Source organism: Caballeronia sp. NCF2, from assembly GCF_023631205.1.
In the GTDB taxonomy this organism is placed as follows: domain Bacteria; phylum Pseudomonadota; class Gammaproteobacteria; order Burkholderiales; family Burkholderiaceae; genus Caballeronia; species Caballeronia zhejiangensis.
Map to the genome: position 1 here is coordinate 1 of NZ_JALQDN010000096.1, position 14,785 is coordinate 14,785.

Annotated in this window: 4 protein-coding genes and 1 pseudogene; 4 read left to right on the forward strand and 1 reads right to left on the reverse strand. The window is 62.2% G+C overall.

Annotated elements, in window-relative coordinates; translation table 11 throughout:
* On the forward strand, nt 1-11,004 hold an 11,004-nt coding region (locus NCS02_RS34635; protein WP_502800925.1), incomplete at its 5' end, for a non-ribosomal peptide synthetase.
* 103 nt (nt 11,005-11,107) lie between these two features.
* Here NCS02_RS34635 and NCS02_RS34640 read toward each other — a convergent pair.
* Nucleotides 11,108-11,767: a hypothetical protein gene (locus NCS02_RS34640; protein WP_250442089.1), complete on the reverse strand. Its 660-nt coding sequence runs from the start codon at nt 11,765-11,767 to the stop codon at nt 11,108-11,110.
* Between the two features lie 154 nt (nt 11,768-11,921).
* Between NCS02_RS34640 and NCS02_RS34645 the strand changes: the two genes are divergently transcribed.
* The 3 genes and pseudogenes from NCS02_RS34645 to NCS02_RS34655 all read left to right on the forward strand — a co-directional run.
* Nucleotides 11,922-12,797 (forward strand): alpha/beta fold hydrolase, encoded by an 876-nt coding sequence (locus tag NCS02_RS34645; protein WP_235366135.1) that lies wholly within the window; start codon nt 11,922-11,924, stop codon nt 12,795-12,797.
* Entirely contained in the window at nt 12,797-14,488 is a 1,692-nt protein-coding gene (locus tag NCS02_RS34650; RefSeq protein WP_250457628.1) for a cyclic peptide export ABC transporter, read from the forward strand. Before NCS02_RS34645 ends, NCS02_RS34650 begins: the two co-directional genes overlap by 1 nt.
* Nucleotides 14,489-14,619: 131 nt before the next feature.
* Nucleotides 14,620-14,781 (forward strand): annotated as a pseudogene (locus tag NCS02_RS34655) (NAD-dependent epimerase/dehydratase family protein); the annotation flags it as partial.
* Between the last annotated feature and the right edge of the window lie 4 nt (nt 14,782-14,785).

Here is a 14,785-nt window from a genome sequence, read left to right on the forward strand (position 1 = left end):
CGCATGTACCGCACAGGCGATCTCGCACGTTATCGTGCCGATGGCAACATCGAGTTCCTCGGCCGCAACGATCATCAGGTGAAGGTGCGCGGCTTCCGTATCGAGCTCGGCGAGATCGAAGCGCAACTCGTGGATCATGCCGCCGTGCGTGAAGCGGTCGTCATCGCGCGGGCCCGCAGCGAAGCCTCCCAGGATCAGCAACTCATCGCTTATGTCACGCTGCTCGCCGATGTCGATGCCAGTGTCTTGCGCGAGCATCTCGCCGAGTGCTTGCCCGATTACATGGTGCCCTCAGCGATCGTCATGCTCGATGCACTGCCGCTCACGCCCAACGGCAAGCTCGACCGTCACGCGCTGCCCGATCCGCACGCCGATGCCTTCGCGTTGAGTCCCTTCGAAGCGCCTTTGGGCGAGACCGAATCGTCGCTCGCCGATCTGTGGGCCGAATTGCTGGGCCTCGATCGCGTCGGCCGGCAGGATAACTTCTTCGCGCTCGGCGGCCATTCGCTGCTGGCCGTCACGCTCATCGAACGCATGCGCCGCATCGGCCTGCACGCCAATGTGCGCGATCTCTTCGCCACGCCCGTGCTCAGCACGCTTGCCGCATCGATCGAGCGCGGTGCGATTGCGCACGATATCGTCGTGCCGCCCAATGTCATCACGCCCGACACGACCGCGCTCACCCCTGCCATGCTGCCGCTCATCGCCTTGACGCAAGCGGATATCGACTCCATCGTCGAACAAGTCCCGGGCGGCATAACGAACGTGCAGGACATTTACGCGCTCGCACCGCTGCAGGAAGGCATTCTGTTCCATCACATGCTGAGCACCGAGGGCGACCCGTATCTGCAAGCCGCGCGCATCGCCTTCGATAGCCGCGAGCGTCTGGATGCCTGGCTCGATGCGCTGCAACGGATCATCGCACGGCACGACATCCTGCGCACCGCCTTCATCCACGACGGCATCAGCACGCCCGCGCAAGTCGTCTGTCGCCAAGCGCCTGTCACCATCGATGAGATCGAGCTCGATCCCGCGCACGGTCCGGCTGTCGATCAACTCGCGCGTCTGTTCGATGCGCGCTCGCAACGCCTGCCTCTGCATCGGGCGCCCCTGCTTCGGCTCACCCTCGCGAAGGAACACGATTCGCCGCGCTGGCTCGCGCTGCTCGTGTGGCATCACCTGATCGGCGATCACGTTACGCTCGAAGTGATTCAGAAAGAGATCAGCGCACTGCTCGAGGGCCATGCCGATGCGCTCGATGTGGCGCAACCGTTTCGCGATCTGGTCGCGCAGGCGCGGCTCGGCGCCACTCAGCAGGAGCATGAAGCGTTCTTCCGCGACATGCTCGCCGCGCTCAGCGAGCCCACGCTGCCCTTCGGCTTCACCGATGTGCATCACGACGGCTCCTCGGTTGCCGAAGCTCGCGTGACGTTGCCCGCGGCGTTGAACACGCGTCTGCGCACGCAGGCGCGAGAACTCGGCGTCAGTCTCGCCAGTCTCTGTCATCTCGCATGGGCGCGTGTGCTCGACGCGGCAAGCACCGGCGATGGCCGCATCGTCTTCGGCACCGTGCTGCTCGGGCGCATGCAGGCAGGTGTCGATCAGGCGCTCGGGCTGCTCATCAACACCTTGCCGATTCGCCTCGATGTGAACGATGTCTCTGTTGTCGATAGCGTGCGTGACACGCATCAACGTCTCGCGGCCTTGCTGCAGCATCAGCATGCTCCGCTCGCACTCGCTCAGCGATGCAGTGGCGTGGCCGCGCCCGCGCCGCTCTTTAGCGCGCTGCTGAACTATCGCCACAACCAGGCCGTCGCCGATGAACAATATGCCTTCGAGGGGATCGAGCTGCTGGGCGCCGAAGAGCGCACCAACTATCCGCTCATGCTCGCTGTCGAAGACAACGGCGAGAGCCTTGGCTTGACCGCGCAAACGCTCGCGCCGCTCTCGCCCGATCAGTTGTGCGGGTACATGGAGCAAGCGTTATCGAGCCTCGTGCAGGCACTCGAGCAGGCACCGCAGACGCCCGTCGACCAACTCGATGTGCTGCCGCCCAAGACGCGTCAGTTACTGGTCCAGACGTGGAACGATACGGCTGCGTCGTACCCTGTCGATCTGTGCATTCATCAGTTGTTCGAGCAGCAGGTCGAGCGCACGCCCGATGCGATCGCGCTGATCTTTGGAGATCAGACGCTCACGTATGCGCAACTCAATGCGCGTGCCAATCGGCTCGCGCATCATTTGATCAAGTTGGGCGTGCGTCCGGAAGATCGCGTGGCGCTGTGCGTGGAGCGTGGCATCGGCATGGTGGTGGCGTTGCTCGCGATACTCAAAGCGGGCGGCGCCTATGTGCCGCTCGATCCGGCTTACCCCGGCGAACGCCTGACTCACATCCTCACTGACTCGACGCCGCGCCTCTTGTTCGCCGATGCCATCGGCCGTGAAGCACTCGGCGATACGGGTACGTTGAGCGTGCTCGATCCGGACGCATCGCTCGATGCATCAGAGGACAATCCTCAAACCAGAATCGAACCACATCATCTCGCATACGTGCTCTTTACATCGGGCTCCACAGGCAAGCCCAAAGGCGTGATGATCGAGCATCGCCAGATGCTGAACTTCCTGTGCTCGATGCGCGATATCACCTCGATGAACGCCGCCGACACACTGCTCGCTGTCACGACGATATCCTTCGATATCGCGGGCCTGGAGTTGTATTTACCCTTGAGCGCCGGCGCGCGCATCGTGCTCGCATCGCGCAACGATGCGGCCGATCCGCTCGCGTTGCAAGCGCTCATCGATGCACACGCCATCAGCTTCATGCAGGCGACCCCGGCCACCTGGCGCATGCTGCTCGATACGCAGTGGAGCGGCAGCGCGAAGCTTACCGCGCTGTGCGGCGGCGAAGCGTTGTCCGCGAACCTCGCGGCGCGTCTGAACGAGAAGGTCAAGGCGCTGTGGAATCTCTACGGTCCGACTGAAACGACGGTCTGGTCCTCGTGCTATCGCACGGGCCGCGACGCGCATAGGTCATCCACGGTATCGGTCGGCCGGCCGATTGCCAACACGCGTCTGTACGTGCTCGATGCGCACTACCGGCTCGTGCCGCCGGGTGCCGTGGGCGAGTTGTATATCGGTGGCGCGGGGGTGGCGCGTGGTTATCTCAATCGTGCCGAGCTCACCGCCGAGCGCTTCCTCGACGATCCGTTCATTGCCGATGCGCGCATCTATCGCACGGGCGATCTCGCGCGCTATCGCGCCGATGGCAATCTCGAGTTCCTCGGACGCAACGATCATCAGGTCAAGATTCGCGGTTTCCGGATCGAACTCGGCGAGATCGAAGCGCAGCTCGCGAGTCATCCGGCCGTGCGCGAGGCCGTCGTCATCGCACGGGCGCGGTGTGAAGAGACGCAGGACCAGCAGCTCATCGCCTATGTCACTGGCGCCACCGCTATCGATACGAATGCGCTTCGCGAGCATGTGACTGCGCGCTTGCCGGATTACATGGTGCCATCGGCGTTCGTCACGCTCGATGCGCTACCGCTCACGCCCAACGGCAAGCTCGATCGGCGCGCATTGCCCGATCCGCAGTGGCAGGATCTCGCCGCTTATGTCGCGCCGCGCACCTCGCTCGAACATACGCTCGCGCAGTGCTTTGCCAGCGTCCTCGGACTCGAGCGCGTGAGTGTCTTCGACAACTTCTTCGCGCTCGGCGGGCATTCGTTGCTGGCCACGCAACTCGTATCGCGCTTGCGTCAGGCGCTTTGCATCGAATTGCCATTACGAACATTGTTCGATGCGCCGACCGTGGCTTCGCTCGGCGAAACCTTACAGCAGGAAACGGGTCGCGTGAGCGCAATCCCGACACTGCAAGCACGCACGCGGCCGCAGCATTTACCGCTGTCTTTTGCGCAGGAACGCTTGTGGTTCCTCGAACAGCTCAACCCCGGACAGTCGGCCTATAACATTCCGGTAGCCGTGCGCCTGAGCGGGTCGCTCGATGTTCCGGCGCTCGACACTGCGTTGAATGCCCTCGTGGAGCGTCACGAAAGCCTGCGTACTTCCTTCGTGCAACAAGACGGGCAGGCGGTTCAATGTATCGCGACGCAATTGCGGATCGCACTGCCTCTCGTCGAACTCGGCACGCTCGCCTCCGACGCGCAAGCCGCCGAAGTCCGCCGGATCACGCAAGCCGAAGCCACGCGAGCCTTCGATCTTCAGCACGGGCCGCTTCTTCGCGCGCGGCTGCTTCGCCTCGCCGAAGACGAGCATGTGCTGCTCTTCGCGATGCATCACATCATCTCCGATGGCTGGTCCATCGGCGTGCTCGTGCGTGAACTCGGCGCGTGCTATGAGGCCGCGTTGCATGACGAAGCGCTCGCTTTGCCGCCGTTGGCCGTGCAGTATGCCGACTTTACGTTGTGGCAGCGCGATTGGCTCGCCGGCGCGGAACTCGATCGACAGACGCAATACTGGCGCACTCAGCTCGCCGAACTCGCACCGCTCGATCTGCCGACTGATCGCCCTCGCCCTGCGCGGATCAGCGGACGTGGCGCAACATTGCCCTTTTCGCTGAGTCCCAACCTGTCGGAGCGCGTGACCACGCTCGCGCATCGAGAAGGCGTGACGCCATTCATGGTGCTGCTCGCCACACTCCAGACGCTTCTTGGTCGTCTCTCCGGGCAATCGCAAGTGGCAGTCGGCTCGCCGATCGCCAATCGCACGCATGCACAGATCGAACCGCTCATCGGTCTGTTCGTCAATACGCTCGTATTGCGTGCGGATCTGTCGGGCGCGCCCAGCATGCTCGAATTGCTCACGCAAGTGCGCGATACGACGCTCGCCGCTTACGCACATCAGGACCTGCCTTTCGAAAAACTCGTCGAAGCCCTCGCGCCGGCGCGCGACACGAGCCGTACGCCGCTCTTTCAAGTGATGCTCGTCTTGCAGAATGCGCCGCTCGAGGCGCTTGCTTTGCCCGGTCTCACGCTGGAACTTCTGCCCCCGGCCGAAGCCGGCGCCAAGTTCGACCTCACGCTGAACCTGACTCACACGCACGACCGCTTCGCGGGCAGCATCAGCTACGCAAGCGATCTTTTCGATAGGCAGACTATCGTGCGTTTCGGCGAACGTTTCACGCGCTTGCTGGATCAGGCGCTCGCGCGGCCCGATGTACCGTTACATGCGCTCGAACTCGTGTTGCCTGAAGAGTATGCGCTGTTCGATCGATGGAACGACACGGCAGCCGCCTACCCCGAGCACCTCTCCATGCATCAGCTTTTCGAGCAACAGGTTCGACGCACGCCCGATGCCACCGCGCTCATCTTCGAAGACGAATCCCTCACGTATGCGGAGCTGAATGCGCGTGCTAATCGGCTTGCTCATCGACTGATCGCGCTGCGCGTGCGTCCGGAAGATCGCGTCGCGTTATGCATGGAGCGGCGCGTCGGCATGATCGTCTCGTTGATAGCCACGCTCAAGGCGGGCGGCGCATACGTGCCGCTCGATCCTGCGTATCCGGGTGAACGGCTGAATCACATTCTTGCCGATGCCGCGCCTCGATTGCTGATCGCCGATGCAGCCGGCCGTCATGCGTTGGGCGACACGGGCACTCTGACGGTACTCGATCTTCATGCATCCGACGACGAAACGCTCTCGCAGGCCGATCCGCAAGCACCGGTCGCGCCGCACAACCTCGCGTATGTGATCTATACGTCGGGATCGACGGGCAAGCCGAAGGGCGTCGCCATCGAACATCGAAACGCCGTCAACTTCCTGAACTGGGCGCAGAACGCCTTTACATCGAAAGAGCTTTCACACACGCTGTTTGCCACATCGATCAATTTCGATCTTTCGATCTATGAATGCTTCGCACCGTTGACCTGCGGCGCCACCGTGCATCTCGTCGACAACGTCCTCGCACTTTCCAGAAAGCCGCACGATGTGAGCCTCGTCAACACGGTGCCTTCGGCGATCACTTCCCTACTCGATGCAGGTGCATCGCTCGCATCCGTCGAGACTATCAACCTTGCGGGCGAGCCGCTCAGGCTCGCGCTGATGAAACGCATCTTCGCCGAGACCGATATCGAACGATTGTGCAATCTGTATGGCCCGTCCGAGACGACCACTTACTCGACGTGGATCGAGATGCATAGGGGCGATCACCTGAAGGAGACCATCGGCAAGCCGATCGCCAACACCCGCGTCTATCTGCTCGATGCGCGATGCAAGCCGGTGCCGCTCGGCACGGTGGGCGAAGTGTATATCGGCGGCGCGGGCGTGGCGCGTGGCTATCTCAACCGGCCTGAACTCACCGCCGAACGCTTCCGCGACGATCCGTTCATGCCCGGCGATCGCATGTACCGCACAGGCGATCTCGCACGTTATCGTGCCGATGGCAACATCGAGTTCCTCGGCCGCAACGATCATCAGGTGAAGGTGCGCGGCTTCCGTATCGAGCTCGGCGAGATCGAAGCGCAACTCGTGGATCATGCCGCCGTGCGTGAAGCGGTCGTCATCGCGCGGGCCCGCAGCGAAGCCTCCCAGGATCAGCAACTCATCGCTTATGTCACGCTGCTCGCCGATGTCGATGCCAGTGTCTTGCGCGAGCATCTCGCCGAGTGCTTGCCCGATTACATGGTGCCCTCAGCGATCGTCATGCTCGATGCACTGCCGCTCACACCCAACGGCAAGCTCGACCGTCACGCGCTGCCCGATCCGCACGCCGATGCCTTCGCGTTGCGTCCCTTCGAAGCGCCTTTGGGCGAGACCGAATCGTCGCTCGCCGATCTGTGGGCCGAATTGCTGGGCCTCGATCGCGTCGGCCGGCAGGATAACTTCTTCGCGCTCGGCGGCCATTCGCTGCTGGCCGTCACGCTCATCGAACGCATGCGCCGCATCGGCCTGCACGCCAATGTGCGCGATCTCTTCGCCACGCCCGTGCTCAGCACGCTTGCCGCATCGATCGAGCGCGGTGCGATTGCGCACGATATCGTCGTGCCGCCCAATGTCATCACGCCCGACACGACCGCGCTCACCCCTGCCATGCTGCCGCTCATCGCCTTGACGCAAGCGGATATCGACTCCATCGTCGAACAAGTCCCGGGCGGCATAACGAACGTGCAGGACATTTACGCGCTCGCACCGCTGCAGGAAGGCATTCTGTTCCATCACATGCTGAGCACCGAGGGCGACCCGTATCTGCAAGCCGCGCGCATCGCCTTCGATAGCCGCGAGCGTCTGGATGCCTGGCTCGATGCGCTGCAACGGATCATCGCACGGCACGACATCCTGCGCACCGCCTTCATCCACGACGGCATCAGCACGCCCGCGCAAGTCGTCTGTCGCCAAGCGCCTGTCACCATCGATGAGATCGAGCTCGATCCCGCGCACGGTCCGGCTGTCGATCAACTCGCGCGTCTGTTCGATGCGCGCTCGCAACGCCTGCCTCTGCATCGGGCGCCCCTGCTTCGGCTCACCCTCGCGAAGGAACACGATTCGCCGCGCTGGCTCGCGCTGCTCGTGTGGCATCACCTGATCGGCGATCACGTTACGCTCGAAGTGATTCAGAAAGAGATCAGCGCACTGCTCGAGGGCCATGCCGATGCGCTCGATGTGGCGCAACCGTTTCGCGATCTGGTCGCGCAGGCGCGGCTCGGCGCCACTCAGCAGGAGCATGAAGCGTTCTTCCGCGACATGCTCGCCGCGCTCAGCGAGCCCACGCTGCCCTTCGGCTTCACCGATGTGCATCACGACGGCTCCTCGGTTGCCGAAGCTCGCGTGACGTTGCCCGCGGCGTTGAACACGCGTCTGCGCACGCAGGCGCGAGAACTCGGCGTCAGTCTCGCCAGTCTCTGTCATCTCGCATGGGCGCGTGTGCTCGACGCGGCAAGCACCGGCGATGGCCGCATCGTCTTCGGCACCGTGCTGCTCGGGCGCATGCAGGCAGGTGTCGATCAGGCGCTCGGGCTGCTCATCAACACCTTGCCGATTCGCCTCGATGTGAACGATGTCTCTGTTGTCGATAGCGTGCGTGACACGCATCAACGTCTCGCGGCCTTGCTGCAGCATCAGCATGCTCCGCTCGCACTCGCTCAGCGATGCAGTGGCGTGGCCGCGCCCGCGCCGCTCTTTAGCGCGCTGCTGAACTATCGCCACAACCAGGCCGTCGCCGATGAACAATATGCCTTCGAGGGGATCGAGCTGCTGGGCGCCGAAGAGCGCACCAACTATCCGCTCATGCTCGCTGTCGAAGACAACGGCGAGAGCCTTGGCTTGACCGCGCAAACGCTCGCGCCGCTCTCGCCCGATCAGTTGTGCGGGTACATGGAGCAAGCGTTATCGAGCCTCGTGCAGGCACTCGAGCAGGCACCGCAGACGCCCGTCGACCAACTCGATGTGCTGCCGCCCAAGACGCGTCAGTTACTGGTCCAGACGTGGAACGATACGGCTGCGTCGTACCCTGTCGATCTGTGCATTCATCAGTTGTTCGAGCAGCAGGTCGAGCGCACGCCCGATGCGATCGCGCTGATCTTTGGAGATCAGACGCTCACGTATGCGCAACTCAATGCGCGTGCCAATCGGCTCGCGCATCATTTGATCAAGTTGGGCGTGCGTCCGGAAGATCGCGTGGCGCTGTGCGTGGAGCGTGGCATCGGCATGGTGGTGGCGTTGCTCGCGATACTCAAAGCGGGCGGCGCCTATGTGCCGCTCGATCCGGCTTACCCCGGCGAACGCCTGACTCACATCCTCACTGACTCGACGCCGCGCCTCTTGTTCGCCGATGCCATCGGCCGTGAAGCACTCGGCGATACGGGTACGTTGAGCGTGCTCGATCCGGACGCATCGCTCGATGCATCAGAGGACAATCCTCAAACCAGAATCGAACCACATCATCTCGCATACGTGCTCTTTACATCGGGCTCCACAGGCAAGCCCAAAGGCGTGATGATCGAGCATCGCCAGATGCTGAACTTCCTGTGCTCGATGCGCGATATCACCTCGATGAACGCCGCCGACACACTGCTCGCTGTCACGACGATATCCTTCGATATCGCGGGCCTGGAGTTGTATTTACCCTTGAGCGCCGGCGCGCGCATCGTGCTCGCATCGCGCAACGATGCGGCCGATCCGCTCGCGTTGCAAGCGCTCATCGATGCACACGCCATCAGCTTCATGCAGGCGACCCCGGCCACCTGGCGCATGCTGCTCGATACGCAGTGGAGCGGCAGCGCGAAGCTTACCGCGCTGTGCGGCGGCGAAGCGTTGTCCGCGAACCTCGCGGCGCGTCTGAACGAGAAGGTCAAGGCGCTGTGGAATCTCTACGGTCCGACTGAAACGACGGTCTGGTCCTCGTGCTATCGCACGGGCCGCGACGCGCATAGGTCATCCACGGTATCGGTCGGCCGGCCGATTGCCAACACGCGTCTGTACGTGCTCGATGCGCACTACCGGCTCGTGCCGCCGGGTGCCGTGGGCGAGTTGTATATCGGTGGCGCGGGGGTGGCGCGTGGTTATCTCAATCGTGCCGAGCTCACCGCCGAGCGCTTCCTCGACGATCCGTTCATTGCCGATGCGCGCATCTATCGCACGGGCGATCTCGCGCGCTATCGCGCCGATGGCAATCTCGAGTTCCTCGGACGCAACGATCATCAGGTCAAGATTCGCGGTTTCCGGATCGAACTCGGCGAGATCGAAGCGCAGCTCGCGAGTCATCCGGCCGTGCGCGAGGCCGTCGTCATCGCACGGGCGCGGCGTGAAGAGACACAGGACCAGCAGCTCATCGCCTATGTCACTGGCGCCACCGCTATCGATACGAATGCGCTTCGCGAGCATGTGACTGCGCGCTTGCCGGATTACATGGTGCCATCGGCGTTCGTCACGCTCGATGCGCTGCCGCTCACGCCCAACGGCAAGCTCGATCGGCGCGCATTGCCCGATCCGCAGTGGCAGGATCTCGCCGCTTATGTCGCGCCGCGCACCTCGCTCGAACATACGCTCGCGCAGTGCTTTGCCAGCGTCCTCGGACTCGAGCGCGTGAGTGTCTTCGACAACTTCTTCGCGCTCGGCGGGCATTCGTTGCTGGCTGTTCAGTTGATGGCATCGATTCACGCGAAGCTCGGCCAGGACATTTCGATTCGCGTTCTCTTCAATGCGCCATCGGTCGCGGAACTCGCCGATCAACTGAACGCCGCGCCTTCGAACAACGAATTCGATCCGATTCTGCCTATCCGGGCATCGGGGAGCGGCGCACCGCTCTTCTGCATTCATCCGGTCGGCGGATTGGCGTGGAGTTATGCGGGTCTCGCGAAGATCATCGATGACGACCGGCCCCTCTACGCCGTCCAGACGCCGGCGTTGAAGGAGCCCGGCTACCGTCCCGCGAGCATCGTCGACATGGCGGCGGACTATATCGCGCGCATCCGCACGGTTCAGCCTCACGGTCCCTATCACCTCCTCGGCTGGTCCTTCGGCGGACTGCTCGCGTACGAAATGGCGACGCAACTGCAAAACCTTGGCGAGAAGATCGGCGAGCTCGTGTTGCTGGATTCGCGTCTTCCGGACGGACTCACTGCATCCGAAGTCGATGAATGGGCGCTGTTCGCCGCGACGTTCCCGGACATGTCGCCCGATCTGACGCTCACGCTTCAGGCAATGCAATCGACCACCGAGCGCGTGGTCGCGCTGCGTGAGCATCGGCTGATACCGGCGTATATCACGGACGAGCACGTCACAACGCTGATCGGCACGACGCAACGGAACATGCAGTTGCAATCGATGTACACGCCCCGGTCGTTCCATGGCGATATCGTCTATTTCACGGCTACGCGCTCCGAAGCGCCCGGACAACCCCGACGTAGCGCGCAATGGCGAGCGTGTGTGAACGGTTCGATCGTGAACTACGACATCGACTGCATGCATGGCGAGATGTGCCTGCCATCGTCGCTCGCGTTGATCGGACAGAACCTCGCATTGATGAATGTGATTGGTGCATCAGCGAAGTAGAGAACGAACAGCGCCACGGGCTTATAGGCCGGTGGCGCTGCCATCGAACGAAGGAATGGAAGGAGTGAAAAGAGTGCGCCGAGGCCGCCGATATGACGATCGCTCAACCTGCGCGCCGCTGCTTGCGATCGGTATGCTTGCGCACGTTGCTGGCGAGTTCCGAAATGATTTCGGTGGCTGCGCCGATGATCTGACCGAAGTCGAATCCCGCGCGCGTCATCTCCCGATAGAACGATCGTGCAAGCATCTTCGAGAGCTGGCTCGGGTTCTGTACGGATTGCGCGACGATGTCGCCGATCGTCTGATCCGAGGATCGCTTGATCGTTGCCTGAGCGAACGGCGAGGCGACGAGCTTCTCAAGCCGGTCCGCCTCGACGGATCGCGTGACGAACGTGCCGAGAATGCGAAGCAGCTTCAGATCATGTTCATCGAATTGCCGTCCGAGCCGCGGTCCCGATACTTGCACGACGCCTATCGTCTTTCCGTTCAGCGCGAGGACGGCGAACATCTTGTCGCGCGCGTCCGAGTATTCGACGATGGCCGTCTTCTCCCCGATATGCACCTCGCCGAATGCCTCCGTGCGGGCGGCGCACAACTCGACAACGCGATCGTCGACGGGTATCGAAACGACGCATCGCTTCACGCGCATTGCCTCGGCGACCATCGCTGCGAGTGCTTCCGGCGATACGTCGGTCGTCTCGGTGTCCGCAAACTCGACGAGCAGCGAATCCTGCGCTTCATAAACATGTTCGGCGCTTTTCATGAGCACTCCACCGGTAGGTTTGGATGTGCGTCAGGGTATGCGTCGAGAGTTAGTTCGCAGTTAGCCCATGACCGTGATTCGAACCGATCCGCGTCCTCATCCCACGCTAACTTTCGAAAGACACACTAAGCGTCATTCCTGACAGGTGCTCACGATGAAACGTCCCTTATTCATGCAGCGTCGCAGCATCAAGGTTCGCGACGGCCGTTTTGATATTTCCGTCGAAGAGTCCGGAAGTATCGGCACGCCCTGCGTCTTGCTGCACGGCCGCGGCGAGTGCAGCGGCGTATGGCGAACATTGACCGACGCAGCGTCGGCCGAACATCGTTTCGTGTCGATCGATCTGAGGGGCCACGGAGATTCGAGCTGGGACCCGGAGCGCGCTTACGATTCGCCAACCCTCGCGGGCGATGTATTGCAGGTTCTGCTTGCAATGAACATAAGAAAGCCCGTTCTTATCGGTCATTCGCTCGGCGGCAGTGTCGCACTGCAATTGAACGCACTGCTCGGACACCATGTTTCCGGACTGGTCATGGTGGACTTCGGACCGGAATCCGATGCATCGGGTTCACAACGCGTTCGTGCCGACATACGCGAGACGCCGGCTACATTCGACACGGTCGACGGATATGTCTCGTGGTTGCTCGAACGGCGTCCGCTGGCCAACGGCCGTGCGCTTCGCAATCTCGCGCTGCATGCGTTGCGCCGCACGCCGGCCGGAGTGTTCGAGCCGAAGCTGGACCGGCGCGTCGCCGATGAGTCGCCGCAAAAGAGGGAGCCGCAGGCGGAACAGCTGTGGCAGATGCTGGCGTCCGTGCGCTGCCCGACGCTCGTCGTGAGAGGCGTCGGGTCAGCGGTGCTAAAGCCGCAGGTTGCGCAACGCATGGCGCATCACGCGCTATGTGAAGGGCAACTCGCCACGATATCCCGCGCCGGCCATGCGGTGATGACCGATAACCCCGACGAATTCAATCGTACGATCGACGCCTTCCTTGCTTCGCTGCCGGATGCCGTGAGCGGAGGTCAGTGATGTTCTCGATCATTCCCGCGCAGCTTCGCCGACAGTCGATGCCGCGACTGGTCATTGCAGTCATCGCCGGGTTCGCCGGGGCGCTGTGCAGCGCGGAGATCGCGCGTCTCATCGGCCAGGTCGCCGCCGGCCAGATCGAAACGCGCGGACTGGTGATCGTTTTCTTCGCGGTGTGCGCGGCGCAATTGCTGTTCAGAACGAGTTCGCAGATCATCGTGCTCGATTTCGGTCAGCAGGTGATCTGCAGTCTTCGAATCGAGCTATGCCGCAAGATCCTGCGCACGCCCTACAAGAAGCTGCAATCGCTCGGGAAGCCGCGCCTGCTCGCCATTCTTACCACGGACATCAACACGTTCGCGCAGGCATCGCAAATGCTGCCGCTCGCGTTCGGCAACGTCGTGCTCATTGTCGTATGCCTCGTGTATATGGCCTGGCTTTCGTGGCAGGCGTTCGCGTGCTTTTTCGTCTTTCTCGTCGTCGGGGGGGCGATCTATCACGGTATCGAACGCTGGCCCTTGCGCGAAATGCAAGCGGTGCGAGATCAGCTCGATGTCATCTTCCGGCACTTTCGTTCCTTGCTTGAAGGCACGCGGGAATTGCAACTCAACGACGCGCGAGCCCGATACTTCACCGAACACGTCGTCCATTCGACCGCACACGCATTCCGCCGATCGTTCACCCGCGCGATGCTCATCTATTCGCTCGTCGCCAACGCCGGTGGCATGCTCTTCTATGTGGCGATCGGCCTGATCCTGCTCGTCGTGCCGCACTGGTTTCCACAATCCCACGGCGTGCTCGTGACGCTCACCCTCCTGCTTCTTTTCCTGATCCATCCGGTCAGCGAAGTCATGACGATCTTGCCGATTCTTCGTCAGGCGTCGATTGCGCTTCAGCGCATCCGCATTCTCGATGCCGAGCTCACGCAGCAAGCGGACGATGACGGTCATGGGTCCGCAGACGATCCCTTCGGGGCAGCAGTCGAAGGCGTGCCGCTGATCCGGTTTTCCGCCGTATCGCATCGCTATCCGGGGCTGACGGAAGATCATCCGTTCACACTCGGACCGATCGATCTGTCGATTCGTCAGGGCGAAGTCGTTTATCTGATCGGCGGAAACGGCAGCGGCAAGACCACGCTCGCGATGCTGCTGCTCGGTCTGTACGAGCCCGAGCAAGGGCACGTAGAACTGAACGGTGTAAAAGTCGAGAGAGACAACCTTGCGCATTATCGCGAGCGCTTCTCGGCCGTGTTCGCCGACTTTCATCTGTTCGATGAAGTGCTGTGTGAAGACCAGTCGCAAATCGCGAAGCAGGCGGCACAGTATCTTCACAAGCTCGAACTCGACCACAAGGTCAGCATGAAGGGCAACCGGTTCAGCACGGTCAATCTCTCTTCCGGACAACGCAAGCGCATGGCGCTCATAGCGTCGTATCTGGAAGACCGCCCGATCTATCTCTTCGACGAATGGGCCGCCGACCAAGACCCTGTATTCAGGCGCGTGTTCTACACGCAGTTGATTCCCGAGCTCAAGCGCAAGGGCAAGACGGTCATCGTCATTTCTCACGACGATGCCTATTTCGAATGCGCCGATCGTCTCGTTCAGGTTGCGAACGGGCGCCTGATCGACGTCTCTTCCGAAGCACTGAAAGAAGGCCTCTTCGCCGGACGCAGCGGCTCGGCAGTGGCCGAATAAGTTCGCCGTTCCCTCGAACACGACGTCCCCACCTACGGCGTTCGACAGCGACGCCGGCAAAGTCAGCCCCGAACAAGCAAACGTTTGGCGCGTAATTCCTTCCGCAAAAACTTAGGGCTGCGCAACCAGTGGAAGGCAAGCGCGCCGCGGAGACGCTGTGCTTCGCCTATCGCCGCATGTACGGCACCGATGTGCGCGTCGCGCGCATCTTCAACACCTACGGTCCGCGCATGGACCCTCAGGACGGACGCGTCGCGTCGAACTTCATCGTGCAGGCGCTGCGCGGCGATCCAGGAC